Source organism: Acidovorax sp. NCPPB 3576 (assembly GCF_028473605.1).
Lineage (GTDB): Bacteria > Pseudomonadota > Gammaproteobacteria > Burkholderiales > Burkholderiaceae_C > Paracidovorax.
The window spans coordinates 2,226,122-2,250,283 of record NZ_CP097267.1; the positions used below are offsets into that span (position 1 = coordinate 2,226,122).

23 protein-coding genes are annotated in these 24,162 nt (G+C 68.2%); 15 read left to right on the forward strand and 8 right to left on the reverse strand.

The window, feature by feature from the left end:
* The first annotated feature begins 66 nt into the window (after positions 1-66).
* Positions 67-318 carry a hypothetical protein gene (locus M5C98_RS10250; RefSeq protein WP_272552561.1) on the forward strand — a complete coding sequence of 84 codons (252 nt, stop codon included), beginning with the start codon at positions 67-69 and terminating at the stop codon, positions 316-318.
* A gap of 99 nt (positions 319-417) precedes the next feature.
* Here M5C98_RS10250 and M5C98_RS10255 read toward each other — a convergent pair whose 3' ends face one another.
* Entirely contained in the window at positions 418-1,140 is a 723-nt protein-coding gene (locus tag M5C98_RS10255; RefSeq protein WP_272552563.1) for a TetR/AcrR family transcriptional regulator, read from the reverse strand.
* Here M5C98_RS10255 and M5C98_RS10260 point away from each other — a divergent pair.
* The 6 genes from M5C98_RS10260 (at position 1,132) to M5C98_RS10285 (ending at position 8,322) form a co-directional block, all read left to right on the forward strand.
* Entirely contained in the window at positions 1,132-1,845 is a 714-nt protein-coding gene (locus M5C98_RS10260; protein WP_272553240.1) for a nitroreductase family protein, read from the forward strand. The genes M5C98_RS10255 and M5C98_RS10260 overlap by 9 nt on opposite strands.
* A gap of 370 nt (positions 1,846-2,215) precedes the next feature.
* Complete coding sequence (locus M5C98_RS10265) at positions 2,216-4,378, forward strand: TonB-dependent receptor (RefSeq protein WP_272552564.1); 2,163 nt, start codon at positions 2,216-2,218, stop codon at positions 4,376-4,378.
* A 1-nt stretch (position 4,379) separates the two neighbouring features.
* Positions 4,380-5,156: an ABC transporter ATP-binding protein gene (locus M5C98_RS10270; protein ID WP_272552566.1), complete on the forward strand. Its 777-nt coding sequence runs from the start codon at positions 4,380-4,382 to the stop codon at positions 5,154-5,156.
* Positions 5,153-6,151, forward strand: coding sequence for an ABC transporter substrate-binding protein (locus tag M5C98_RS10275; RefSeq protein ID WP_272552568.1), 999 nt, complete (start codon positions 5,153-5,155; stop codon positions 6,149-6,151). The genes M5C98_RS10270 and M5C98_RS10275 overlap by 4 nt, the downstream gene beginning before the upstream one ends.
* A complete protein-coding gene (locus tag M5C98_RS10280; protein ID WP_272552569.1) occupies positions 6,148-7,194 on the forward strand; it encodes a FecCD family ABC transporter permease in 1,047 nt (348 codons plus the stop codon). Before M5C98_RS10275 ends, M5C98_RS10280 begins: the two co-directional genes overlap by 4 nt.
* Before the next feature lie 195 nt (positions 7,195-7,389).
* Positions 7,390-8,322 (forward strand): CysB family HTH-type transcriptional regulator, encoded by a 933-nt coding sequence (locus tag M5C98_RS10285; protein WP_272552571.1) that lies wholly within the window; start codon positions 7,390-7,392, stop codon positions 8,320-8,322.
* 28 nt (positions 8,323-8,350) lie between these two features.
* Here the strand turns inward: M5C98_RS10285 and M5C98_RS10290 are convergent, their stop codons facing one another.
* Entirely contained in the window at positions 8,351-8,635 is a 285-nt protein-coding gene (locus M5C98_RS10290) for a c-type cytochrome (RefSeq protein ID WP_272552572.1), read from the reverse strand.
* A 360-nt stretch (positions 8,636-8,995) separates the two neighbouring features.
* Between M5C98_RS10290 and M5C98_RS10295 the strand changes: the two genes are divergently transcribed.
* The 4 genes from M5C98_RS10295 to alaS all read left to right on the forward strand — a co-directional run bounded on the left by M5C98_RS10295 (position 8,996) and on the right by alaS (position 15,423).
* Positions 8,996-9,964 (forward strand): sulfurtransferase, encoded by a 969-nt coding sequence (locus M5C98_RS10295; RefSeq protein WP_272552573.1) that lies wholly within the window; start codon positions 8,996-8,998, stop codon positions 9,962-9,964.
* A gap of 84 nt (positions 9,965-10,048) precedes the next feature.
* On the forward strand, positions 10,049-11,239 hold the full coding sequence (locus tag M5C98_RS10300; RefSeq protein ID WP_272552574.1) for a YeeE/YedE family protein: 1,191 nt from the start codon (positions 10,049-10,051) through the stop codon (positions 11,237-11,239).
* Positions 11,240-11,467: 228 nt separating this feature from the next.
* On the forward strand, positions 11,468-12,580 hold the full coding sequence (locus M5C98_RS10305; protein ID WP_272552575.1) for an ROK family protein: 1,113 nt from the start codon (positions 11,468-11,470) through the stop codon (positions 12,578-12,580).
* Positions 12,581-12,795: 215 nt separating this feature from the next.
* A complete protein-coding gene (alaS, locus tag M5C98_RS10310) occupies positions 12,796-15,423 on the forward strand; it encodes an alanine--tRNA ligase (protein ID WP_272552577.1) in 2,628 nt (875 codons plus the stop codon).
* Between the two features lie 65 nt (positions 15,424-15,488).
* Here alaS and M5C98_RS10315 read toward each other — a convergent pair whose 3' ends face one another.
* The 5 genes from M5C98_RS10315 to M5C98_RS10335 all read right to left on the reverse strand — a co-directional run bounded on the left by M5C98_RS10315 (position 15,489) and on the right by M5C98_RS10335 (position 20,482).
* Positions 15,489-16,535 carry a GGDEF domain-containing protein gene (locus M5C98_RS10315; RefSeq protein WP_272552578.1) on the reverse strand — a complete coding sequence of 349 codons (1,047 nt, stop codon included), beginning with the start codon at positions 16,533-16,535 and terminating at the stop codon, positions 15,489-15,491.
* Between the two features lie 27 nt (positions 16,536-16,562).
* Positions 16,563-17,357: a tRNA (guanosine(46)-N7)-methyltransferase TrmB gene (gene trmB, locus M5C98_RS10320; protein WP_272552579.1), complete on the reverse strand. Its 795-nt coding sequence runs from the start codon at positions 17,355-17,357 to the stop codon at positions 16,563-16,565.
* Positions 17,327-18,313: a tRNA glutamyl-Q(34) synthetase GluQRS gene (gene gluQRS, locus M5C98_RS10325; protein WP_272552581.1), complete on the reverse strand. Its 987-nt coding sequence runs from the start codon at positions 18,311-18,313 to the stop codon at positions 17,327-17,329. The genes trmB and gluQRS overlap by 31 nt, the downstream gene beginning before the upstream one ends.
* The gene (locus M5C98_RS10330; RefSeq protein WP_272553241.1) at positions 18,310-19,332 is read right to left on the reverse strand and encodes an NAD(P)/FAD-dependent oxidoreductase; all 1,023 of its coding nucleotides are present in this window, start codon (positions 19,330-19,332) and stop codon (positions 18,310-18,312) included. The genes gluQRS and M5C98_RS10330 overlap by 4 nt, the downstream gene beginning before the upstream one ends.
* Positions 19,333-19,543: 211 nt before the next feature.
* Positions 19,544-20,482: a LysR family transcriptional regulator gene (locus M5C98_RS10335; protein WP_272552583.1), complete on the reverse strand. Its 939-nt coding sequence runs from the start codon at positions 20,480-20,482 to the stop codon at positions 19,544-19,546.
* A 110-nt stretch (positions 20,483-20,592) separates the two neighbouring features.
* Here M5C98_RS10335 and M5C98_RS10340 point away from each other — a divergent pair, with 110 nt between their 5' ends.
* The 4 genes from M5C98_RS10340 (at position 20,593) to M5C98_RS10355 (ending at position 23,290) form a co-directional block, all read left to right on the forward strand.
* Positions 20,593-21,294: a pirin family protein gene (locus M5C98_RS10340; protein WP_272552584.1), complete on the forward strand. Its 702-nt coding sequence runs from the start codon at positions 20,593-20,595 to the stop codon at positions 21,292-21,294.
* Positions 21,295-21,401: 107 nt separating this feature from the next.
* Positions 21,402-21,956, forward strand: a complete 555-nt coding sequence (locus M5C98_RS10345) for a flavodoxin family protein (RefSeq protein WP_272552585.1) — start codon at positions 21,402-21,404, stop codon at positions 21,954-21,956.
* A gap of 45 nt (positions 21,957-22,001) precedes the next feature.
* A complete protein-coding gene (locus M5C98_RS10350; protein ID WP_272552586.1) occupies positions 22,002-22,409 on the forward strand; it encodes an OsmC family protein in 408 nt (135 codons plus the stop codon).
* On the forward strand, positions 22,406-23,290 hold the full coding sequence (locus tag M5C98_RS10355) for a pirin family protein (RefSeq protein WP_272552587.1): 885 nt from the start codon (positions 22,406-22,408) through the stop codon (positions 23,288-23,290). Before M5C98_RS10350 ends, M5C98_RS10355 begins: the two co-directional genes overlap by 4 nt.
* A 56-nt stretch (positions 23,291-23,346) precedes the next feature.
* Here the strand turns inward: M5C98_RS10355 and M5C98_RS10360 are convergent, their stop codons facing one another.
* Positions 23,347-24,135 carry a sulfurtransferase gene (locus M5C98_RS10360; protein ID WP_272552588.1) on the reverse strand — a complete coding sequence of 263 codons (789 nt, stop codon included), beginning with the start codon at positions 24,133-24,135 and terminating at the stop codon, positions 23,347-23,349.
* Between the last annotated feature and the right edge of the window lie 27 nt (positions 24,136-24,162).

Sequence of the window (24,162 nt, forward strand, 5' to 3'; positions counted from 1 at the left end):
CGACATGGCGGCCCGCGGGACTTCGGTAGCTTCAGTGGCTGCATCAACGATCAAAGAGACACTCCCATGAACCCGTCGCCCATCGAAGCCTTCAAGCGCCTCAAGCGATACGACGACAACCGTCCCGGCTTCCAGGGCGAGCACTGGCTGGTGCTGGGCGCCGGCGCCGCTTTGCTGCTGGCCTCGCGCCGCAGCCCGTCCGCTGTGCGGCGCACCGTGGGCTCTGCGCTTGGCAGCGCTCTGCTGATGCGCGCTGCCAGCGGGCGCCAGGGGCTGGCCGGGGTGTTGCGGTATCTGCCGCTGGGCCGGCGCTGGTAAAAAGTTAGCGCAGTGCGCCGAGGGCAGGACGGTCACAGCGTCCAGGCGCCGTGCCCACGGCAGGCAGCCAGCTTCCAAATGCCGTACCAGCCGGCCATCCTACGAGCCGCCGGCTTCCTCGTCTGGATGGGCACGGCAAAGGTAGTTTTCCAGCAGGGTGACCAGCTCCGGAACGAAGCGCGGGTCACCCAGCAGCTTCGGCCGTTCGGCCGTGACGGTGTGGATGACGGCATGCGCCGCCACACCCACCATGTAGGTCGCCAGATCCGGGTCCGGCACGTTCTTCATGAACGGCTGGATGACCTGCAGAAACTCGCCGCGCAACTGCTTCCTGTCGTCCTCCATGCAGCGCATCGTGCGCGGCAGCTCGTCGTACAGCGCCTTGTGCACGGCGGGCGCGACGCGGTGTTCATCGACGAGCGTTTCCACCACCACGGTCAGCGCCTTGCGCAGCGAAGGCTGCCCGGGCAGCCCTTGCAGCGCCTTGCGCAGGTCGGACCGCGTTTCGACGGCGTGGCGCCGCTGCAATTCGGCGATCACCGCTTCTTTGTTGGGAAAGAACTGGTACAGCGACCCGATGTTCACGCCCGCGCGCTCCGCGATGGCATTGGTCGTAAACCCTTCCCACCCGACCTTGGTCAAAATGTAAGTCGCTGCTTGAATAATGGCATCGACGGTGGCGCGGGAGCGTGCCTGGACCGGCGTTTTGCGGGGCTTGGCGGCGGATCGGGCTTTGGTCATGCGTGGCTTGAGAAATGCGAGTTTCAGAAACAAAAGCTTTAACTTACGATTTAAAGCATGAAAACACAAGACATGCTGCATTCCTGGGATGCCTTCCAAGCCGCCAACCGCTTTCGCCGAGCGATTCGCAAATTTCAATTTCGATCGATTCCGGAGGGTGACGTCCGGGCGCTCCTGGCCGAGGCGACGTTCGCCCCATCGAGCGGAAACATGCAGCCCTATCAGTTGCACTGGGTTCGCACCCCCGCCTTGAAGGCCAGCCTGGCGCAAGCCTGCAACGGGCAGAAGGCGGCGGCTTCGGCGGCGGACTTCGTCGTCTTTGCGGCCAGTCCCGCCATTGGGCGCCGCACCGCCGAAGCGCAGCTCGACCACGTCGAAAAATCGACTGTGCTCGGGCCGGAGTCCAAGGCCTACTACCGCAAGCAGATCGGCAAGTTCCAGCGGGTGCTCGGGACCGGTTCGTCCGTGTTCTGGTCGCCATTTCTGATGCTGGCCGCATGGATTCGCCCCACGCTGTCGCTGCTGCCGGTGGGCCACCTCGGCAGCCGCCAGTGGGCCGCGCGCAACGCCATCTTCGCGGCACAGACCCTCATGCTGGCCGCTGCGGCCAAGGGCATCGACTCCTGCCCAATGGAAGGCTTTTCTGCCTCCCAGGTCTCCAAGCTGCTGGGGTTGCCACGCGGCACCGTGATCCCCCTCGTCGTGGCGCTGGGCTACCGCGCCGACGACGCGCGGATCGAGGAACGCTGGCGCCTGCCTTTGTCGGAGTCGGTGGTTTCTCACTGAGTGGATGGTGGATGGAGATGGACATGGCGGTGGAGACGGAAAGCAGGGTTCGCCGGGATCGATCGGGCAAATAACGCATCTCTGTTGCGTTATTGGGTCTAGAATTCGTTATTGCAACCCGGTTGCAGTAGTAAATAAATTCACCTTCGACCCCCTTCATCCCCTTTTAAACTGCGGCACTTTCCCTCTGTGATCCAGCTGCGGCGCTCTGCCGTGGCCGCCGACGGTCTTGGCGTCCGTACGGCTTGCGCGCATGGGGCCCTGCCTTCTCCACCCTGAAGACGGCCTTCGCTTTTGGCGGGGGCTTGCTGTCGTTTTCCACACCACCATGCGACCCCTGCGCCCGACCGCTTCCCTCTGGTTGACTCCCTTGCTGGCACTGTCCGCGCCCGGCGCCATGGCCCAGGAGGGCGGCAGCGCCGGTGCTTTGCCGACGGTGGTCGTGAAGGAGCGGGCAACGCCGGGCGCGCTGGACCAGCCGGCCGAGGGCGCGTCCCGTCTGGGCCTGTCGGTGCGCGAGACGCCGGCGTCCATCGACGTGGTGCCCCGCCAGGTGCTGGGCGAACGCGGGCTGCGCACCGTCACCGAGGCGGCCCAGGCCGCGGTGGGCGTGACAGCGGGGGACTTTCCGGCCGAACCCAGTGCGTTTTCGATGCGCGGCTTTGCCAACAGCCAGATCAACACGCTCTACAACGGCATCAAGATCGGGCCGCCCAACATGACCTCGCGCGTCATGGACACCGCCAATCTGGAGCGCATCGAATTCTTGAAGGGCGCTGCCTCGCTGATGTCGGGCGAGGGCGCCTCGGGCGGGGCGGTGAATTTCGTCACCCGCGCGCCGCACCGCGGCCCGGTCGAGACCGAGGTCGAGACGGCGGCGGGCTCGTTCGGCGAACGCCGCGTCCGCCTGGGCTCGGGCGGCACCACGGGCTGGAAAAACCTGGATTACCGCATCGACCTGAGTGGCTCGGACAGCGATGGCCCCGTGCAGGGCACGAACCAGCACAACCGCCATCTGTCGGGCGGGCTGGACTGGCACGTCCAGCCGGGCCTGAAATTCTTCGTGGCCGGAGAAATCAAGCGTGACCGGGGCAGCAGCTACTGGGGCACGCCGCTGGTTTCCGCCGCGGCGCCCGGCATCGAGCCCGAGGGCGGCGTGGTGTCCGGCACTTACACGTCGGGCTTCAACGGCAGCGCGCTCGGCCCGGTCGCGATCGACCGGCGCACGCTGCGCACCAATTACAACGTGCTGGACAACCGCAACGACGCGCGTGAGACCTGGCTGCGCACCGGCATGGACTGGCGCATCGACAGCGCCTTCACGCTGCGCACGCAGATCTACCGCTACACGGCCACGCGCACATGGTTCAACAATGAGATCGCCGCGTTCAACGCCGGCACCGGCCTGGTGGACCGCGAGCGCTTCTACGTGGCCCAGGACCAGACTTCGGTGGGCCAGAAGACCGAGCTGCAGTGGGACGGCCAAATCGCCGGCCGCGACAACCGCTGGGTGGCGGCGTTGGAATACAGCGACCTCGACCTGACACGCCCCGGCGCGGCCAACTTTCCGGGCGACAGCGTGAGCCTGGTGAACCCCGATCGCGGCACCTACGGCCCGCTCACCCGGCAATGGCAGACGAGCGGCGTGCGCAACACGGTGCTTGCGCTGGAAGACCGGTTCTCGGTCGCGCCGGGCTGGACGCTGCTCGGCGGACTGCGGCACGAATCCATCGAGCTGTCACGCACCTCCACCGATGCGGCTGGTGCGCCGCGCACCGGCTTTCCGTTCGACAAGGCCTGGCACCCGACCACGGGGCGCATCGGCCTGACCTGGACCCCAGCCGCCGGCACCACGGTGTATGGCCAGTACGCCACCGGCGCCGACGTGGCGGCCAACAACCTGTTCCTGCTGCGCGGCACGCAGCCGCTGGACCTGACCCGCACGCGCAATGTGGAGGCCGGGGTCAAGCAGTCGTTCTGGCAGGACCGCGGCGAATGGACGTTCGCGGTGTACGACACCGAGCGCCGCAACGTCTATGCCGCGCAGGGCGGGCAGTCGCTGGCCGTGGCAGGTGCCCTGCAGTCGCGGGGCGCCGAGGCCTCGGTGGCGCTGCGGCCCGATGCGCACTGGAGCGTTTGGTCCAACCTGTCGCTGAACCGCGCGCGCTACCAGGACTACGCGCTGGCTGGTGGCGGCTCGCTGTCGGGCAACACGCCGCCCAATGCACCGCGCGTGGTGGCCAATGCTGGCGTGGGCTACCGCTTCGTGGCGGGCGTGCCGGTGCAGGTGTCGGCCTCGCTGCGGCATGTGGGCGAGCGGTTCCACAGCGATGCGAACACCGTGCGGCTGGCGGCCTACACGGCGCTGGATGCCGCCGTGGCGGTGGACGTGGCCCGCGGCGTGCAGCTGACCCTGCGCGGGCGCAACCTGACCAACCGCGTCTATGCGGCCTGGTCCGATCCGTTCTACCCCGACCAGATCCTGCTGGGCGCCCCGCGCAGCTTCGAGCTGGCCCTGCGCTGGACGCTGTGACATGCAGGCGCTGCTGCAGGCCGAGGGCCTGGGCTTTCGCACCCCGCAGGGGCGCCCGCTGCTGCACGGCGTGAACGCCAGCGCGGCCCGCGGCGAATGCGTGGCCCTGGTCGGCCCCAACGGCGCGGGCAAGAGCACGCTTTTGAGGCTGCTGGGCGCGCGGGCCGTGCCCGCCGAGGGCCGGGTGAGCGTGCTGGGGCACGACCTGGCCGGTTGGCCATCCCCCGAGCGTGCGCGGCACATCGCCGTGCTGGGGCAGACCGAAACCGCCGACCTCGCTTTCCGCGTGCACGACTACGTTGCCCTCGGGCGGCTGCCCCACCAGCGCCACGCCGGCCGCGCGGAACACGCGCGGGCGGTGGACGAGGCCCTGCACACCTGCGCGGTCGATTCCCTGGCGCACCGGGCGCTGTCCACCCTTTCGGGCGGCGAGCGCCAGCGCGTGCACCTGGCCCGCGCCCTCGCGCAGCAGCCCGCGCTGCTGTTGCTGGACGAGCCCACCAACCATCTCGACCTCGCGGCGCGCGCCGACCTGCTGGCCCTGGTGCGCGGGCTCGGCATCACCGTGGTGGCCGCGCTGCACGAGCTGGGCCTGGTGCCTTCGTTCGCCGACCGGGTGTGGATGCTGGACCGCGGCGCCCTGGTGGCCGACGGGCCACCCGATGAGGCGCTGAGCGCCGACCGCGTGGCCGGCGTGTTCGGCATGGAGCTGGTTCACACGCGGCACCCGCGCCATGGCGGCACGCTCTGGTCGTTCGAGCGCAGGGGGGCGGCATGAGGCGCGCGCTGTGGCGGTGGGCGGTCGGCCGATCCCTGGCACTGATGGCGGCCGGCGTGCTGTGCGTCGCGGGCCCCGCGCTGGCGCAGGGCGCGGGCGCCGTGCCGGGGTTTCCCGTCACCGTGTCCAACTGCGGCGACACGCTGCGCATCGCCGCGCCACCCCAACGCATGGTCGTGCACGACCTGAACATGGTCGAGATGGCGATGGCGCTCGGGCTGCAGTCGTCCATGGTGGGCGTGACGGGCATCACCGGCTGGTACAAGACCGATGCGGCATTCCTGCGCAGCCTGGGGACCATTCCGGAGCTGGCCCCCAAATACCCCACGCTGGAAACGCTGCTGGCCGCCAGGCCCGACCTGTTCTTCGCCGGCTGGTACTACGGCATGCAGCCCGGGGGCGAGGTGACCCCCGCCACCCTGGCGCCGCACGGCATCCAGACGCTGATCCTGACCGAAAGCTGCGCGCACACGCTCGGCGAAAAACCGCGCGCCACGATGGCTCTGCTGTACGGCGACCTGCTGCGCCTGGGCACCGTTTTCGGCCGCCGTGCCGAGGCCGAGCGGCTCATCGCGCAATGGCGCGCACGCGTGCGGGCCGCGACCCATTCCCCGCTGCCGCAGCCGCCGCGCGTGTTCGTCTATGACTCGGGCGAGGACAAGCCCTTCACCGCGGGCCGCGCCGCCATGCCCACGGCCCTGATCGAGGCCGCGGGCGGGCGCAACGTGCTGGGCGATGTCGCCATGAGCTGGGGCACCAGTGCCTGGGAGACGGTCGCAGCAAGCGACCCGCAGGTCATCGTGCTGCTGGACTACCAGAACGGGCAGGGCCCGGAGCACCTTCAGAAAATCCTGCAGGCCCACCCTGCCATGCGGCTCACCGAGGCCGTGCGCCAGCGCCGCTTCGTCACGCTGCGCTATGCCGAGTTGACGCCCGGGCCCGCCAACATCGACGCCATCGAAAAGCTGGCCCGTGCCCTGAGGCAGTCGCCATGATGTCGCCGGGGGCGGATGCCGCAACCCGCTCCACATTGCGCCGCACTGTGCCGCCGCTGCTCGCCCTGGCCTTGGCGCTGCTGGTGATGCTGTCGCTCACGGCAGGCAGTGCACCCGTGTCGTGGCGCGAGGCCGCCGCGGCGCTGGCCGGGCCTTGGGCCGGGCTTTTCGGCGCACCGGCGAGCGACATGGCGCAGGCGATCGTGCGCGACCTGCGCCTGCCGCGCGTGGTGCTGGCGCTGCTGGTGGGCGCCACGCTGGCCTTGGTGGGTGGCTTGTTGCAAAGCACCACACGCAACGATCTGGCCGATCCGTTCCTGTTCGGCCTGTCCTCGGGCGCTTCCACGGGCGCCGTGGCCGTCATCACGTTGACGGGCGAATGGCTGGGCGCCTGGACTTTGCCGGCCGCCACGTTCGCCGGGGCCTCGGTCGCGGCGGGCGCCGTGCTGCTGCTCGTGCGCCGCGCGGGCGGGCAGGGGCCCGCGCAGACGGTGCTGGCCGGGCTGGCGGTGTCGTTCCTGTTCGGCGCGCTGACGCACGGGCTCGTCTTTGCCGGCGACCAGCGCGCGGCGCATGCCGTGGTCTTCTGGTCGCTCGGGGGCCTGGGCCTGGCGCGTTGGGACAACCTGTGGCTGGCATGCCTGGGCTTGGCCGTGCTCGCAGTTTTTATCTGGCGCCGGCACCGCGCACTGGATGCGCTGCTGGCGGGGGACGACACGGCGCACAGCCTGGGCATTGCACCCGAGCGCCTGCGCACGCAGGCTTTCGTGGTGGCCGCAGTGGCGACGGCCTGCTGCGTGGCTCTGGCCGGGGTGATCGGCTTTGTCGGCCTGATGGTGCCGCACTTGGCGCGGCGGCTGTCGGGGCCGTTGCATGCGGCCTTTCTGCCGCTGGCGGCGCTGCTGGGCGCGGGGCTGCTGTTGGCCAGCGACCTGGTGGCCCGCACGCTGCTCGGCTCGCAGGAACTGCCCGTGGGCATCGTCACGGCCGGGATCGGCGCGCTCTTCGTGATGGCGCTGCTGCGGCGTCCTGCGGTGGGCTAAGGGCTGAGGCGCTTTGTTAGATGTTTTTGATCCTAAGTCATGGAAATATATTCTTTTTGGTTTTAAGAGGCGACTCCTAAGATCGCGGCAGCTTCCCTGAAAGGTGTCTTCCGTGATCCGACCGCTTCCCGTGGCAACCGCGTTTTTTCCAGGCCTTCCACGATCGGCTGATGCCTGCCCAGCAAGGGGGGGCGCATGAACTTTCAGCAATTGCGCTCCGTGCGCGAGGCCGTGCGCTGCGGCTTCAATCTGACCGAGGTGGCCGCCATGCTCTACACCTCGCAACCCGGCGTGAGCCGCCAGATCCGCGAGCTGGAAGAAGAACTGGGCCTCGAAATCTTCGCCCGCGCCGGCAAGCGCCTCACGGGCCTCACGCCGCCCGGCGCCACGCTGCTGCCCATCGTGGAGCGGCTGCTGCTGGAGGCCGAGAACCTCAAGCGCGCCGGCCTGGACTTCAGCGCCGCTCAGGAAGGGCGCCTGTCCGTGGCGGCCACGCACTCCCAGGCGCGCTATGCCTTGCCCCAGGTGGTGCGCGACTTCCGGGCGCTGTATCCCCACGTGTCGCTGCACCTGCACCAGGGCTCGCCCCGCCAGGTGGCCGAGATGCTGCTGTCCGGCGAGGCCGACATCGGCGTGGCCACCGAGGCGCTGGCCGGCTACGACAGCCTGGTCACGCTGCCGTGCTATCGGTGGTCGCACAGCATCGTGGTGCCGCCGGGGCATGCGCTGCTGGACCAGGCCGAGCCCGTCACGCTGCAGCAGTTGGCGCGATTTCCGATCATCACGTACGAGCTGGGCTACACCGGCCGCGCGCACATCGACGAGGCCTTTGCCCGTGAGGGCCTGACGCCCGATGTGGTGCTGACCGCCATGGATGCCGACGTGATCAAGACCTACGTGGAACTGGACATGGGCGTGGGCATCGTCGCCTCCATCGCCGTGGACCCCGACCGTGACCGCCATTTGCGCATGCTGGACGCGCGGCACCTTTTCGAGGTCAACCTGACCCGCCTGGGCCTGCGGCGCGGCAGCTGGATGCGCGGCTACGCCTACCGTTTCATCGAGAGCTTCGTGCCCACCCTGACACGCGAGGCGGTGGAAGCCGCCATGAAGACGCCCGCGCCCTGAGCCGGGGCGAAAGCGGGCCAGCCATCGTTCAAGGCGGCGGGGCAGGCTGCGACAGAACCCACAGCGCGAGCGCCCTGGCTTCGGGTTCGGTGATCCGCGCCTGGCGCGGCATGATCACCCGCCCCCAGGTGCCGACGCTGCCGTTGCGGATCTTGCCGGCCAGCCGGACCGGCGCCTCCGGGTCGTTGCGGTAGCGCTCGGCGATCTGAGCGAATCCCGGCCCCACCTGCTTGCGGACCATGCCGTGGCAGGCCATGCAGCCATGCTCCCGGCCCGGATGCACTTCGTCCGCCGCATGGCCGGTGGCGGCCATGCCTGCCAACCCAACCCCCAGGCACACCGCCATCAACCCGCGCCAGCCGGATCGCCGGCCCGCAACCAAGCCTCGGGGGTGGGGCAGGGGCTTTGCGGCGAGGGCCGTGCGGCATGGGGCATGGGTCATGGGTCATGCAGCTAAGCATAGCGGTGTGGATGGCGGGTGTTCCGCCGAGCGGCGGCTCCGTTTCGGCCTTTGCGCGGCTGCACCGTTGGCCCCCGACGGGCATCTTGGGCCCGCATGCCGGTTTTGCGCATATCCAAACGCGTTCTTGTCGCTTGGGCCCGCGTGTCGCCCCCGATAGATTCGCTCCAAGCCCACCGCACAACGTGGCGGGAAAAAACGAAAGGACGAGGGATGACTGCAGCACTGCGATTTCACCGCCACCTCCCCACGTGGCGCGACGGCCTGTATGCCCTGGCATTGGGCGCGGCCATCGCGCTGTGCGGCACGGCCTTCGCGGCCACGCCCGTGCCGCAGGGCCCGCTGGTCACCACCGACTGGCTGGCGCAGAACCTGGACAACGCCAAGGTCCGCGTGATCGAGGTCAGCGTGAACCCCGGCCTGTACGAGCGCAGCCACGTGCCCGGCGCGGTCAACTTCTCCTGGCATTCCGACCTGAACGACAAGGTGCGCCGCGACATCGTGGGCAAGGAGGCGTTCGAGGCGCTGCTGTCCAAGGCCGGCGTGGCGCCGGACACCACGGTGGTGCTCTACGGCGACACCAGCAACTGGTTCGCCGCCTGGGGTGCCTGGGTGTTCGACATCTACGGCGTCAAGGATGTGAAGCTGCTGGACGGTGGCCGCAAGAAATGGGAGGCCGAGAACCGGCCGCTGAACAACCGCGTGCCCGAGCCCGTGGCCACCACCTACCGCGTCGCCAGCGTCAACACCCAGTTGCGCGCCCGGCTGTCCGACGCGCTGGCGGTGGCCGAGGGGCGCAGCGATGCCCGGCTGGTGGACATCCGCTCGGCGGACGAATACACCGGCAAGGTCTTCGCCCCGGCCGGCGTGCCCGAGCTGTCGGTCCGTGCGGGCCACATTCCCGGCGCGGCCAACGTGCCGTGGGGCCAGGCCGTGCGCGAAGACGGCACGTTCAAATCGGCCGAAGAATTGAAGAAGCTTTACGCCGCCGCGGGCATCGACGGCAGCAAGCCGATCATCACGTATTGCCGCATCGGCGAGCGCTCCAGCCACACCTGGTTCGCGCTGAGCAAGATCCTGGGCTACGAGGTGCGCAACTACGACGGTTCGTGGACCGAATACGGCAACGCCGTGGGCGTGCCCATCACCAACCCGGCCGGCACCCTCTGGGCCGCCAAGTAACGCCGGGCCAAAACAGTTTGTCAGTAGGGGGTCTCTTTTCAAGCCCGCCGCGTGCGGGCTTTTTTTTGTCTGGAGGTTTCTGCCATGCGTGTTGCGGGACTGTTTTCATGGGGGCTGCTGGCCGCGGTGGGGGTTGTTGCCTATGCGCTGCAGGCCCTGCCGGGCGGGCGCACGCTGGCCTTCGCGCTGGCCGTGGGCGCCGTGCTCGGGTTGGTGCTGCAGCGGTCGCGCTTTTGCTTTTATTGCCATGCCCGCGACTGGTTTGAACGCGGCAATCCGCGGGGCCTGCTGGCCCTGGTGCTGGCGCTGGCCGTGGGCACGGTGGGCTACACGGTCGTGCTGGGCAGCTGGGTGCCGGTGCCGACGGCTGGCCAGTTGCCGGCGGACATGCACATCGGCCCGGTGAGTTGGGGCTTGGTGGCCGCAGGGCTGGCCTTCGGCGCCGGCATGGTGGCGTCGGGGTCGTGCATCAGCGCGCACTGGTATCGGCTGGCGGAGGGCTCGCTCGTGGCGCCTTTCGCTCTGATCGGATCGGCCGGCGGCTTCATCCTGGGGTTTCGCACCTGGAACGTGCTCTACAGCGCCACCATGGCCGAAGCGCCCACCGTGTGGCTCCCCGCGCACCTGGGCTACGGCGGTGCGCTGGCGCTGCAACTGGCCGTGCTGGCGGCCATCGCGGCCTGGCTGTGGCGCGGGTTTGCCCACGAGGCACCCGCAAACGTTGCCGCGGCCCACGGCGTTCCGCGACTGGGCCAGGCGTGGCGGCGGCTGTGGGTGGGCCGCTGGCCGTATTGGGCGGGCGGGCTGGCGGTCGGACTCATCGGTGCCTTCGTGATCGTTCGCATGCGCCCGCTGGGCGTGACGGCGACGCTGGGTAGCGCCGCCCGCGCATTGGCCCAGGAGCAGGGCTGGATTCCGGACCGGCTCAATGGCCTGGACATGCTGGCGGGATGCGCCACGGCCTTGCAGGCCAGCTGGCTCACGCCGAACGCGCTGCTGATCGCCGGGCTGGTCGCGGGCGCTTTCATCGCCGCGCTGGCCAGCCGCCAGTTCGCGCCGCGCTGGCCCACCTGGCGCGACGCGGGCCGGGGCCTGGCCGGCGGCGCGCTGCTGGGTTGGGGTGCGATGACCGGGCTGGGATGCACCGTGGGCACCCTGCTGTCGGGCGGCATGGCCGGAGCGCTGTCAGGATGGGTTTTCGGGGCGGCTGTGTTCCTGGCGGTCTGGGCCGGCGTGCGGGCACAGGCTTGGCAGGCACGCAGGGCAGGCGGCTGATACCTTCAGGCATTTTTGCTCCCTGCCCTAGTATTCATTGGCTTTATTGCTATTTAATTAATAGCAATCGCTCGGGGGATAGGGCGCGATGCAAATTTGTCCCCCCGGGCCGCCATCGCGGTGCCGTCCGACACCAAAGGGCGCCTTGGCTGACGGAGGCCTGTGCCCGGCCGAGCCACCATCGGCGGGTCGCCCGCGCCGCGGGCCTGCAACAGACTCAGGGAACGCATGGCATCCAAAGACAAAGCCGCCGATCGGGCAGCGACGGTGAACGAGAAGGAAGAAAAGGCACGGCGCGAATTGGGCGTGCTGGGGCCGCATGGCGATATGAGGCTGGAGTCGGTCGTCATCGATGGCTACAGCCTGGAGCTGCGCGATGGCGACGGGTTCGTGGGCGACAACGCCAGTCGCACTGCCTTTCGCGAAATGCTCGACGCATGGCGCAAGCTCTACACCGACATGGCGGGCAAAGACCCGCTGGGCAGCAAGCCCACGCGCGAGATCAGCAAGCAGCGCCTGGACGAATTGCTGGAAAAAGACGGCACCGCCGCCCGCGCCATCGAGGCGGCTTCTGAGGACTACGCGCTGCAACTGGCCCACGTGGTGCAGTGCTTTCTGAAGCACAAGAGCTGGCGCGGCGTGAAGCGCGTGATCATCGGCGGGGGCTTTCACCAGAGCGAGGTTGGCGAGCGTGCCATCGCCCGCGCCGCTGAAATCCTCAAGAAAGAAAAGACGGCGGTCGAACTGCGCACCTTGCACCACCACGCGGACGAGGGCGGGCTGATCGGTTGGGTGCACCTGGCACCGCCGGCGCTGCTGCAAAGCTACGACGCCATCCTGGCCGTGGACATCGGCGGCACCAACGTGCGCTGCGGCATCGTGCAGACCCATCTGCATGCCGCGGCCGACATGTCCAAGGCCGAGGTGGTGATCCGCGAAAAATGGGGCCATGCCGACGACGCGCCCAAGCGCGACGAACTGGTCGAGGGCATCGCTGAGATGCTGGAAGACCTGGTGGCGTACGCCGAGAAAGAAAACATCCGCCTGGCGCCCTACGTGGGCGTGGCCTGCCCGGGCCTGGTCTGCGAGGACGGCTCGCTGGCGGGCGGCACGCAGAACCTGCCGGGCAACTGGGAGAGCCTGCGCTTTCACCTGCCGCGCGACCTGTGCGAACGCCTGCCCTACATCGGCCAGGGCCGCACGCAGGTCTGCATGCACAACGATGCGGTCGTGCAGGGACTGTCGGAGTTGCCCTTCACCACCGATGTGAAGCACTGGGCGGTGCTCACGGTGGGCACCGGGCTGGGCAACGCCAGCTACACCAACCGCACGGACGGCTGAGCCGCTAAAGCATGCCCCGCCTGGCTTCGCGATGAAGGCCGGCGTAGGCCTGGCGAGGACGATCGCTGCCCCTTGTTGCAAGCGCTGCGCCGTGCAATGGGGCACGCCGTACTTCGGCATGGCCCGAAACCTATAATCGACGTCCCCAGCCCTCGCCGGGCCTTCATGTGCCTTCACATGCGTTGAGGCACCTCGGCACCCCACCAGATTCCAAGATGAGCCAGCCCACTTCCAGCGTCGCAGACATCCGCAAGACCTTCCTCGACTTCTTCGCATCGAAGGGCCACACCGTCGTGCCGTCCAGCCCGCTCGTGCCGGGCAACGACCCGACGCTGATGTTCACGAACTCGGGCATGGTGCAGTTCAAGGACGTGTTCCTGGGCACCGACAAGCGCCCTTACCAGCGCGCCACGTCCGTCCAGGCCTGCCTGCGCGCCGGCGGCAAGCACAACGATCTGGAAAACGTGGGCTACACCGCGCGCCACCACACGTTCTTCGAAATGCTGGGCAACTGGAGCTTCGGCGACTATTTCAAGCGCGAATCGCTGAAATGGGCGTGGGAACTGCTCACCGAGGTCTACCAACTGCCGGCCGAGCGCCTGCTGGCCACCGTCTATGAAGAAGACGACGAGGCCTACGACATCTGGACCAAGGAAATCGGCCTGCCGCCCGAGCGCGTGATCCGCATCGGCGACAACAAGGTCGGCCGCTACAAGTCCGACAACTTCTGGATGATGGCCGACACCGGCCCCTGTGGTCCCTGCAGCGAAATCTTCTACGACCACGGCCCCGAGATCCCTGGCGGCCCGCCCGGCAGCCCCGACGAGGACGGCGATCGTTTCATCGAAATCTGGAACAACGTGTTCATGCAGTTCGACATGGCCGAAGACGGCTCCGTCAAGCCGCTGCCCGCGCCGTGCGTTGACACGGGCATGGGGCTGGAGCGCCTCGCGGCCATCCTGCAGCACGTGCACAGCAACTACCAGATCGATCTGTTCGACGCGCTCATCCAGGCCGCAGGCCGCGAGACGCACACGGCCGATCTGTCCAACCCGTCGCTGAAGGTGATCGCCGACCATATCCGTGCCACCTCGTTCCTCATCGTCGACGGCGTGCTGCCGAGCAACGAAGGCCGAGGCTATGTGGAGCGCCGCATCGTGCGCCGTGCCATCCGCCACGGCTACAAGCTGGGCCAGAAGACGCCGTTCTTCCACAAGCTCGTCAAGGATCTGGCGCAGCAGATGGGCGACGCCTACCCCAAGCTGCGCGAGCAGGAGCAGCGCATCACCGAGGTGCTCAAGGCCGAAGAGGAACGCTTCTTCGAGACGCTGGCCAACGGCATGGAAATCCTGGACGCCGCCCTGGCGGGTGACGCGAAGGTGCTGCCGGGCGACGTGGCCTTCAAGCTGCACGACACTTATGGCTTTCCGCTGGACCTGTCGGCCGACGTGTGCCGCGAGCGCGGCGTGACGGTCGATGAGGCTGGTTTCGCCGAAGCCATGAACAAGCAGAAGGCGCAGGCCCGTGCCGCCGGCAAGTTCAAGATGGACAAGGCGCTGGAGTACACCGGCGACGTCAACCGCTTCACCGGCTACGAGCGATTGGCCGAAAAGACCGCCAAGATCACCGCCATCTATGTGGACGGCGTCGGCGTTGCCGCGCTGCGCGCCGGGCAAGAGGGCGTCGTGGTGCTCGACACCACGCCGTTCTATGCCGAAAGCGGCGGCCAGGTGGGCGACCAGGGCGTGATCACCAGCGGCTCGGCCCGCTTCGCGGTGGCCGATACGCTCAAGATCAAGGCCGATGTGTTCGGCCACCACGGCAGCCTGGAAGCCGGCACCCTCAACGTGGGCGACACGGTCCATGCCGAGGTGGACACGGCCCTGCGCGCGGCCACCATGCGCAACCATTCGGTCACCCACCTGATGCACAAGGCCCTGCGCGAAGTGCTGGGCAGCCATGTGCAGCAAAAGGGCTCGCTGGTGAATGCCGAGCGCACGCGCTTCGACTTTGCGCACAACGCGCCGGTGACGGACGCGCAGATCCGCGAGATCGAGCGCCGGGTGAATGAGGAAATCCTGGCCAACACCGCCACGGGCGCCCGGGTGATGGACATCGAGTCGGCGCAAAAGACCGGCGCGATGATGCTGTTCGGCGAAAAATACGGCGAAAGCGTGCGGGTGCTGGACATCGGCACCAGCCGCGAACTGTGCGGCGGCACGCACGTGGCGCGCACCGGCGACATCGGGCTGTTCAAGGTCGTGGCCGAAGGCGGCGTGGCGGCGGGCGTGCGGCGGATCGAGGCCGTCACCGGCAGCAACGCGCTGGCCTACCTGCAGCAACTGGAAGACACCGTGACCCGTGCGGCCGGCGTATTGAAGGCGCCTGTGGCCGAGCTGAACGGCCGCATCGGCCAGACGCTGGACCAGGTGAAGGGGCTCGAGCGCGAAGTGGCGGCACTGAAGGGCAAGCTGGCCTCGGCCCAGGGTGACGAGATGCTCGCGCAGGCGGTGGACGTCAAGGGCGTGAAGCTGCTCGCGGCCCAGTTGCCCGGCGCGGATGCCAAGACCCTGCGCGACACCATGGACAAGCTCAAGGACAAGCTCAAGTCTGCCGTGATCGTGCTGGCCGCCGTCGATGGCGACAAGGTGCAATTGGCCGCTGGCGTGACCGCCGACAGCCTGTCGAAGGTCAAGGCGGGCGAGTTGGTCAACTTCGTGGCCAGCCAAGTCGGCGGCAAGGGCGGCGGCAAGCCCGACATGGCCATGGCCGGCGGCACCGATGCGTCCGCATTGCCCGCGGCGCTGGCGTCCGTGCACAGCTGGGTGAGCGAACGGCTTTGATTCTCAAGGCCCAGCAAAAACAAAGGCCCGCTATGCGGGCCTTTGTTTTTTGGACTGCCGGCCGTTCAGAACAGCTCGACGTCGTCGTTGGACACCTTGGTGTGCAGGTGGCCCTGGTCGATCAGTTCGTCGTAGTAGCACACCCGGTTGCGGCCGTTTTCCTTGGCGAAATAGAGCGCCTGATCGGCCTGGCCCAGGATCTCCACCGGGGCGCCCCGGTCGGTGCAGACAAACCCCAAGCTGACCGTGACCTGGCCCACCTGCGGGAAGTTGTATTCCTGCACCGCCAGGCGAAAGCGGTTGAACACCTTGTGCGCTGTCGATAGCGTGGTCGAGCGCAGCAGCACCACGAATTCCTCACCCCCGAAGCGGAAGATGCGGTCATGGCTGCGGAAAGACGAGCGCAGGATGTTGGCGATCAGGATCAGCACTTCGTCGCCGTACAGGTGGCCGAAACGGTCGTTGACCTGCTTGAAATGGTCGATGTCCACCACCGCCAGCCACTGCTGCAGCGGCTCGCTCGCGTCGGCGTTGTCGCCCTCCGCGAGCATTTCGTCGGCCGCGATTCGCACGCTGCCCGAAACCCCCGCACGCCGCGCGAACTGCTCATCGAAGGTCTTGCGGTTGAACAGCCCCGTGAGTGCATCGCGCTCGCTGTAGTCCAGCAGGCTCTGGTAATTTTGATAGACGTAGAAGACGCTCTGGATCACGTCCAGCTTGTGCACCGAAAACGGCCGCGACTGCGTCACCTCGATGCAGGCGTGCACCTCGTCGTGCATCCACACCGGCATCCACAGCGTGTGCTCGCCCTTGCGCAGCGAATGCAGCGCGCGCCGCTCTTTCTTCACGATGCATTCGTGCAGTGCGGCGTATTGCGTCAATGGCTCGCGGCGTGAATCGGCTGCGGCTTCGGAATTGGTCGAGACCATCTGGCCTTGGTCGCACCAGGTGCGGGGCCGCACGTACGGCACACCGTCGTCACTGAAGATTTCAAGCGCACGCACGGCCTTGATCGCAGGCAGCTTCTGCAGCGTGGAGAGCACCGACACCTCCAACCGAAGATGGTCGCGGTGGCCGGTCATTTCGACCAGGTTGTCGAGAATGGGCTTCATGGATGCGTCGATTCTGCAGTCATGCGGTCAACTTCGGCGCACGAACACCACGTCCCACACGCCGTGCCCCAGACGCAGGCCACGGTTTTCGAACTTGGTGAGGGGGCGATATTCGGGCTGCGGCGCGTATCCGTCGGCGGTATTGGCCAGTTGCGGCTCAGCCGACAGCACTTGCAGCATCTGCTCGGCATAAGGCTGCCAGTCGGTCGCGCAATGCAGATACCCACCTGGCTTGAGCCGCGACGCCAGTTTGGACACGAGCGGCGGCTGGATCAGGCGGCGCTTGTTGTGCTTTTTCTTGTGCCACGGATCGGGAAAGAAGATGTGCACGCCATCCAGCGTGCCTGGCGGCACCATGTGGTCGATCACCTCGACCGCGTCGTGCTGCAGGATGCGGATGTTGGTCAGGCCCTGCTCGCCGATGCGCTTGAGCAGCGCGCCCACGCCGGGCTCGTGCACCTCGCAGCACAGGAAGTTGTCCTGCGGCCGCACGCCAGCAATGTGCGCGGTGGCCTCGCCCATGCCGAAGCCGATCTCCAGCACCAGCGGGGCGGTGCGGCCGAACACGGCAGGGGCATCGATGGGGTGGGGCGCATAGTCCAGCACGAAGCGGGGGCCCAGCTCTTCGAAGGCTTTGGCCTGGCCCGTGGTGGTACGGCCTGCGCGGCGCACATAGCTCTTGATGGTCTTGGGATAGGGGACGTCGGCGGGGGCGCCGCCACCCGTGCGCGCCGGGCGCGGCTCGGGGAGATTCGTCGGGCCGGCATCGGCCAGGGGCAATTGCGTTTCTGTCACGGTGAGCGATTGTAGATTCCGGACCATGCCCGCGCCCAGAGCTCTAGCGCAAGGCCGACCGGGGTGTCGCTTGGCCGCACCAGCGGCGGCAGGCCCAACTGGTGCGCGGCGGATGCCAGTGCCTTCAATGGATCGCGCGTGTCCAGGGGCGGCGCGCCATGCTGTTTGGACAGCTTGGCCCCGTCGGGGGCATACACGAGCGGCGTGTGCAGGTAGTGCGGGGTGGCAAAGCCCAGGGCCTGCTGCAGCAGGATCTGGCGCGGCGTGTTGTCGGCGAGGTCTTCCCCGCGCACGACGTGGGTGACGCCCTGTGCGGCATCGTCCACCACCACGGCGAGCTGATAGGCCCACAGGCCGTCGGCGCGGCGCAGCACGAAGTCGCCGACCGTGCCCGCCACGTCCTGCGCCTGCAGGCCGAGGCGGCGGTCTTCCCATACCACGCCGTCCTGGGAAACCGACGGCCCGGCATCGCGCCCGCACGGCCCCGGACGGGTCGGCAGTTTTTTCTGGTTTTCCGATGAGCGGAACCGCCAGGACCGGCCCGGCCGGCCCTGCAGTCCCCCGCGGCAGGTGCCGGGGTAGGGCAATTCCACATGGGGCTGGCGGACGTGGCCTAGCCTGGAGTGGGCTTGTTCGATATCGCTGCGCGAGCAGGCGCAGGGATAGGCCTGGTCTTGCGCCTGCAAGCGGTCCAGCGCCCGCTGGTAGTGCGCTGCGCGCTCCGATTGCCGCAGCACCGGGCCGTCCGGCAGCAATCCGCAATCGGCCAGTTGGGACAGGATGACCGCGTCGGCCCCCGGTGCGCAGCGCGGCGTATCGACGTCTTCGATGCGCACGAGCCACTGCCCGCCACGCTCCCCGTGCGCCGAGCGCGCATCCAGCCAACTGGCCAGCGCGGCCACCAGCGATCCCGCATGCAGCGGGCCCGTGGGCGACGGCGCGAAGCGGCCGATGTAGCGGGGGGACGAGGAGGCAGGTGTCATGCCACTGCGAGCGCGAGTTCCAGTCCGGAAACGAACGCATCTTCCAGGCGATGGCCCAGGCACCAGTCGCCGCACAGGCCGATGCCGGCCTTGGCGTCCCACAGGTGCGAGCGGCCCAGGGGCGAAAGCGTCTGGGCGTAGCGCCAGCGGCAGACCTCGGCGTGCGCGGGCTCGGCGCGGATGCCGGTCACCTCGGAGAACGCCTTGGTGAGCTTGGCTTGCACGCGTGCTTCGCCGTCTTCCAGGTGTTCGCGCGACCAGGCCGGGCTGGCCTGCACGGTCCAACGTTCCACCGCGCCTCGGCCGGGTTTGGAGGACTCGCGGGCCAGCCAGGCGATGCGGTGGTGCGTGCTGCGGGCCGCGTTCCACTGCGGCCCCAGCGTGGTGAGGCCGGGGCGAACGGCTTGCGGAAACGCCAGCATGAGGGTCCAGCACGGGGCGATGGTCACCTGGGCCAGTGGTGCATGCAGCGAGGGCGCGACGGTGGTTCCCGATGCCTCGCCCGAGGCCTGCAGCAGTGCCAGGGCCGGCACAGAAGGCTGCGCCAGCAGCACCGCATCGAATCCTGCATGCACCTGCGCCGCGCCGTCCGGCGATTCGGTGCGCAGTTGCCAGCGGCTGCTGTCCAGCGGGTCGCGCTCGATGCGTGTCACCTGGTGGCTGGTGCGCAGGCGGCCGGCCTGCGCCAGCGGCTGGGACCAGGCATCCACCAGCGACTCCATGCCGGGGCTGGCGACCCAATGCGGCTCTCCCGGTGGGGGCGCCGCAGCAGCCACGCGGCCTGCCGCGTCGAGCACGCGCACGGTGTTGGCGCTCCATGGCCGGCACAGGCCGGGCACGGTGTCCAGTGCACGTTCGAAGCGCGGATCGCGCACGGTGAAGTACTGCGCCCCGGCATCGAAGCTGCCAAAGGGGGTGTCGAGCGTGGTGGTGCGTCCGCCGGCATGCGGTGCTTTTTCGAACACCGTGACCTCATGGCCTGCCTGCACCAGGGTGCGGGCGCACACGATGCCCGCCATGCCGGCACCGATGACGGCGAAGCGACGGGCCGGTGCCGAGGGCTTGGGGGATGGGGCCGGGGTCTCCGTGGAGGGGCTGCGTCGCAGCCGTTGCTTGGATCGTTGGGCGGGTGCTGGGGGCATGGGGCCGGGCCTTTCGGAAGCGAAGTTCAGGAGCAGTCAAACAAGGCCCACTCTACACGCGCGGCCCCTGGCCGCGTGGCTTCGTGCGCTAGAAATGATGATGGTTTTCGAGCAGTGCCTTGCGCGTGGCGGGGCTTTGCAATTGCGACAGCCACCATTGCAACGCCCGCCCCGGCGCGCTGTGGCCCGGCCCGCCCCAGGCGTAGTGCACCGGCACGCTGCGCCTGGCACGGGCCACCCGGCGTGTGACCAGCCGCCCGGCCTGCAGGTAGGGCCGGGCCATCGGTTCGGGAAGGAATCCTCCGCCCAGGCCCCTCAGCTGGGCCTGCAGCTTGGCCTGCATGCTGTCCACGGTGAAGACGTCCTGCCCCCCGAGCAGGCCCATGGTGACGCTGCCGCGCTGCGCCGAATCGGCCACGGCCACCGCACGGTGCGTGCGCAGCACGGTGTCGGTGACGGGCTCTGGCGCATCGGCCAGCGGGTGATGGGGGGCCACGGCATAGAGAAACTCCAGCTCTCCCATCGCCTCTTGCTGCAGGCCCGACACCGTGGAGCCGTTGACGGCCACACCGATGGCCAGGTCGGCCCGGCCGGAGGTCAGCATCTCCAGCGTGCCCGACAGGATGCCGGTGCGCAGCTTGAGCCGCGTGGGCGGCTGCATCGCGTAGAACGCCTCGGTCAGCTCCAGCAGGGTCGTGGGCGAGATGATGCCGTCCACGCTGATGGTCAACTGCGGCTCCCATCCCGTCGCGACGCGGCGGACCCGGTTGGCCACCGCATCCACTTCTTCCAGCAGCCGCGCGCCTTCGCGCAGCAGTTCGGTGCCGGCCTCCGTCGGGCGCGCCTGGCGCGCGCTGCGATCGAACAGCAGCACGTCGAGCGCATCCTCGATCTGGCGCACGCGGTAGGTGAGGGCGCTGGGCACCAGCCCGAGCCGCCGCGCTGCCGCGGCGAAGCTGCCGGTGTCGGCAATGACCTGCAGCATGGACAAACTGTCGGGGGTCAGGGCATCGCGGGCGTTTTGCATGGTGGGTGCTCTGGGACTTCAAAGATTTTGAATGATGCCTTCAATCCGCTTGGGCTTGCAAGCCGCACCGTGCTTCTAAAGTCGCTGCACCCAAGGAACACCTGCCGCCCATGCTGACCGTCCGAAAATCCCAAGACCGGGGCCACGCCGACCACGGCTGGCTGCAGTCGTACCACAGCTTTTCGTTCGCCGGCTACTACGATCCCCGCTACATGGGCTATGGCAGCCTGCGCGTCGTCAACGAAGACCGCATCGCGCCGGGCACCGGCTTCGGCACCCACAGCCACCGCGACATGGAAATCCTGAGCTACGTGCTGTGCGGCGAACTGGCGCACAAGGACAGCCTGGGCAACGTGCGGGGCATTCCCCAGGGCGACGTGCAGCGCATGAGCGCCGGCACCGGCGTGGCGCACAGCGAGTTCAACCATGCCCCGGGGCAATCCACCCATTTCCTGCAGATCTGGCTGGAGCCCGATGCCCGCGGCATCGTCCCCGAATACGAACAAAAGAGCTTTGCCGACGCGGACAAGCGCGGCGCCTTGCGGCTGCTGGCATCGCCCGACGGCGCTTGCGGGTCGCTTACCGTCCATGCGGATGCCCGGATGTATGCCGGCCTGTTCGATGGCTGGGAGGCCGATACGCTGGAGCTGTCGCCCGGCCGCAAGGGTTACGTCCAACTGATGCGCGGTGCCATCGAGGTCAACGGGTATGCCTTGGCGGCCGGCGACGCCGTCTTTGCAGAGCAGGAGCCCTCGCTTTCGTTCGCGCTGGGCGCGCAGGCGGAAGTGCTGGTGTTCGATCTGGCAGCCTGAGGAATTCTGAATACTGGCAATCGTTTTTTTGTCGTTCCGCTGTCCTGCTCGCTCTCCCGCTTCTTTCTTTTTCTTCAACCCATCTCCCACAACCCGAGGAACTTCCCATGGCAAAAATCGCAGTGGTCTTTCATTCCGGCTACGGCCATACGCAGCGCCTGGCCCAGGCCGTCGCCGAAGGCGCGAACGCACAACTCGTCGCCATCGATGCCGACGGCAATCTGCCCGAAGGCGGCTGGGAAACGCTGCAAGCGGCCGATGGCATTCTGTTCGGCACGCCAACTTACATGGGCGGCCCGAGCTGGCAGTTCAAGAAGTTCGCCGATGCCTCGTCCAAGGCCTGGTTCGGTCGCAGCTGGCAGGACAAGGTGTTCGGCGGCTTCACCAACAGCGCCAGCCTGAACGGCGACAAGCAGGGCACGCTGGCCTATCTGCACACCCTGGCGTCGCAGCACGGCGGCATCTGGGTGAGCCTGGGCCTGATGCCCAGCAACGCCAAGGCCGCCACCCGCAACGACCTGAACAACCTGGGCGGCTCGGTCGGCGTGCTGGCCCAGTCGCCCTCCGACGCCAGCGTGCAGGAAATGCTGCAGGGCGACCTGGACACCGGCCGTTCGTACGGCGCGCGCGTGGCGGAGATTGCACGCCGCCTGCACGGCTGATAGATTGGCCGGCCATTCCCTGACCTTTTCACCGGAGCCTTCCCCATGACCCTGGAACTGCGGCGCATTGCCGGCGCACCGCTGGCGCAGACCCTGACGGTGCGCGAGCACCGCATGGTCGTGGACGCAGCGGTGGCCGAGGACGGCGAAGACACCGGCCCCAATCCGCACGATTTGTACGACGCCGCGCTCGGCGCCTGCAAGGCGCTTACCGTGCTGTGGTACGCACGCCGCAAGGGCATGGCGGTGGCCGACGTGCGCACGGTGATCGACCGCGACGCCTCGGCCGAACGCAGCGGCACCTACCGCCTGGCCGCCCGCCTGCAGGTGAGCGGCGACCTCACCGACGCCCAGATCGCAGAGCTGCAAGCCGTTGCCGCCAAGTGCCCGGTGCACAAGCTGATGACCAGTGTCACCACCGAGATCACGACCGCCGTGGAGCGCATGCCATGAGCGGGCCGGTGATCCTCAAAGGGCACGACAAGGACCTGGGCGGTGGATTCACCGTGCGCCGGCTGCTGCCGTCGCTGCAGCGGCGCTCGGTCGGGCCCTTCGTCTTCTTCGACCATTTCGGGCCGGTGACCGTGGAGCCGGCGTCCGAATACGACGTGCGGCCCCACCCGCACATCGGCCTGGCCACCGTCACCTACCTGTTCGACGGCGCCATCCTGCACCGGGACAGCCTGGGCTCGCTGCAGCAGATCGCACCCGGCGCCATCAATTGGATGACGGCCGGGCGAGGCATCGTGCATTCCGAGCGGCGGCCCGAGGCGCTGCGCGACCGCAGCTACGTGAACCATGGCATCCAGCTGTGGGCGGCGTTGCCGGTGGCCAACGAGGACGACGCGCCCAGCTTCGTGCACACGCCGGCCGCCGACATTCCCGAGCTATCGCACGAGGGCGCCACCGTGCGCGTGCTGATCGGCCAGGCGTTCGGCCACACCTCCCCGGTGGCGACGCTGTCGCCCACGCTGTACCTCGACGTGCAACTGTCCGCAGGCGGCGCGCTGACCCTGCCGCCGCTGGCGCAGGAGACCGCGATCTATGCCGTGGACGGCGACTTGCTGCTCGATGGCGAGCCGTTCGCGGCCCACACGCTGGCCGTGCTGGAGCCGGGCGCGGGCGCCGCGCTGCGCGCGCCTGACCGCGCGGTGCGGCTGATGGTGATCGGCGGCGACGCGCTCGATGCGCCGCGCCACATCTGGTGGAACTTCGTCTCCAGCCGCAAGGAGCGCATCGTGCAGGCGGCTGACGATTGGGAGGCCCAGCACATGGGCCAGGTGCCTGGCGAGACCGAGTGGATTCCACTGCCGGAGCGGCGATTCAAGCCCTGAACCTGAATTTTTGGGTCAAAACGGCCTTGCGCCCTAGAAAATCATGCGGCGGATGCTCACTTTTCGATAGCGATAGCGCTTGGTTCGATGGTGCGCTCCGGCTGGGCCGATAAATCGTTCGCCAGCACCCGGCGTTCGTCGAACACGAAGCAGCCGCCGCGGTAGTGCGCACCGTCGGTTTCCTCGAAGTATTTGAGGATGCCGCCTTCGAGCTGATAGACGTTCTCGATGCCTTCCTCGCGCATCAGGATGGCCGCCTTCTCGCACCGGATACCGCCGGTGCAGAAGCTCACCACCGTCTTGCCCGCGAACTCGGCCTTGTGTTCGCGCAGCGCGGGTGGAAACTCGGTGAACTTGTCGATGCGCCAGTCGATGGCGTTGTCGAACGTTCCCTGGTCCACCTCGAAGGCGTTGCGCGTGTCCAGCGTGACCACCGGGCGGCCCGTGTCGTCGTGCCCTTGTGCCAGCCAGCGGCGCAGCGTGGGTGCATCCACCGCCGGTGCACGGCCGCTTGACGGTCGGATGGTGGGGTGGTCCATGCGGATGATCTCGCGCTTGACCTTCACCAGCATCTTGCGAAACGGCTGCGTGGCCGACCAGCTTTCCTTGGGGGCAAGGGGCTCGAAGCGTTCGTCCGTCTTCAACGCATCGATGAATCCGCGCACGGCAGGCGCCGGGCCGGCCAGGAACAGGTTGATGCCTTCCTCGGCCAGCAAGATCGTGCCTTTGAGGTGCGCCGCTTCGGCGCGCGCGTGCAGCAGTTCGCGCAGTTCTGGCGCGTCCGGCAGCGGCACGAACAGATAGCAGGAGATATTGAGAACGTCGTTCACGGTGGAGTCGGGCATGGCAGGGCGGGCCGGACGGCCAACGGT

Bases quoted from the DNA above. Each gene is read 5' to 3' on its own strand.
- M5C98_RS10250 (WP_272552561.1), top strand. From the start codon at position 67: ATGAACCCGTCGCCCATCGAAGCCTTCAAGCGCCTCAAGCGATACGAC.
- M5C98_RS10260 (WP_272553240.1), top strand. From the start codon at position 1,132: ATGCTGCATTCCTGGGATGCCTTCCAAGCCGCCAACCGCTTTCGCCGA.
- M5C98_RS10255 (WP_272552563.1), bottom strand. From the start codon at position 1,140: ATGCAGCATGTCTTGTGTTTTCATGCTTTAAATCGTAAGTTAAAGCTT.
- M5C98_RS10270 (WP_272552566.1), top strand. From the start codon at position 4,380: ATGCAGGCGCTGCTGCAGGCCGAGGGCCTGGGCTTTCGCACCCCGCAG.
- M5C98_RS10275 (WP_272552568.1), top strand. From the start codon at position 5,153: ATGAGGCGCGCGCTGTGGCGGTGGGCGGTCGGCCGATCCCTGGCACTG.
- M5C98_RS10280 (WP_272552569.1), top strand. From the start codon at position 6,148: ATGATGTCGCCGGGGGCGGATGCCGCAACCCGCTCCACATTGCGCCGC.
- M5C98_RS10285 (WP_272552571.1), top strand. From the start codon at position 7,390: ATGAACTTTCAGCAATTGCGCTCCGTGCGCGAGGCCGTGCGCTGCGGC.
- M5C98_RS10290 (WP_272552572.1), bottom strand. From the start codon at position 8,635: ATGGCCGCCACCGGCCATGCGGCGGACGAAGTGCATCCGGGCCGGGAG.
- M5C98_RS10295 (WP_272552573.1), top strand. From the start codon at position 8,996: ATGACTGCAGCACTGCGATTTCACCGCCACCTCCCCACGTGGCGCGAC.
- M5C98_RS10300 (WP_272552574.1), top strand. From the start codon at position 10,049: ATGCGTGTTGCGGGACTGTTTTCATGGGGGCTGCTGGCCGCGGTGGGG.
- M5C98_RS10305 (WP_272552575.1), top strand. From the start codon at position 11,468: ATGGCATCCAAAGACAAAGCCGCCGATCGGGCAGCGACGGTGAACGAG.
- alaS (WP_272552577.1), top strand. From the start codon at position 12,796: ATGAGCCAGCCCACTTCCAGCGTCGCAGACATCCGCAAGACCTTCCTC.
- M5C98_RS10315 (WP_272552578.1), bottom strand. From the start codon at position 16,535: ATGAAGCCCATTCTCGACAACCTGGTCGAAATGACCGGCCACCGCGAC.
- trmB (WP_272552579.1), bottom strand. From the start codon at position 17,357: ATGGTCCGGAATCTACAATCGCTCACCGTGACAGAAACGCAATTGCCC.
- gluQRS (WP_272552581.1), bottom strand. From the start codon at position 18,313: ATGACACCTGCCTCCTCGTCCCCCCGCTACATCGGCCGCTTCGCGCCG.
- M5C98_RS10330 (WP_272553241.1), bottom strand. From the start codon at position 19,332: ATGGCGGGCATCGTGTGCGCCCGCACCCTGGTGCAGGCAGGCCATGAG.
- M5C98_RS10335 (WP_272552583.1), bottom strand. From the start codon at position 20,482: ATGCAAAACGCCCGCGATGCCCTGACCCCCGACAGTTTGTCCATGCTG.
- M5C98_RS10340 (WP_272552584.1), top strand. From the start codon at position 20,593: ATGCTGACCGTCCGAAAATCCCAAGACCGGGGCCACGCCGACCACGGC.
- M5C98_RS10345 (WP_272552585.1), top strand. From the start codon at position 21,402: ATGGCAAAAATCGCAGTGGTCTTTCATTCCGGCTACGGCCATACGCAG.
- M5C98_RS10350 (WP_272552586.1), top strand. From the start codon at position 22,002: ATGACCCTGGAACTGCGGCGCATTGCCGGCGCACCGCTGGCGCAGACC.
- M5C98_RS10355 (WP_272552587.1), top strand. From the start codon at position 22,406: ATGAGCGGGCCGGTGATCCTCAAAGGGCACGACAAGGACCTGGGCGGT.
- M5C98_RS10360 (WP_272552588.1), bottom strand. From the start codon at position 24,135: ATGCCCGACTCCACCGTGAACGACGTTCTCAATATCTCCTGCTATCTG.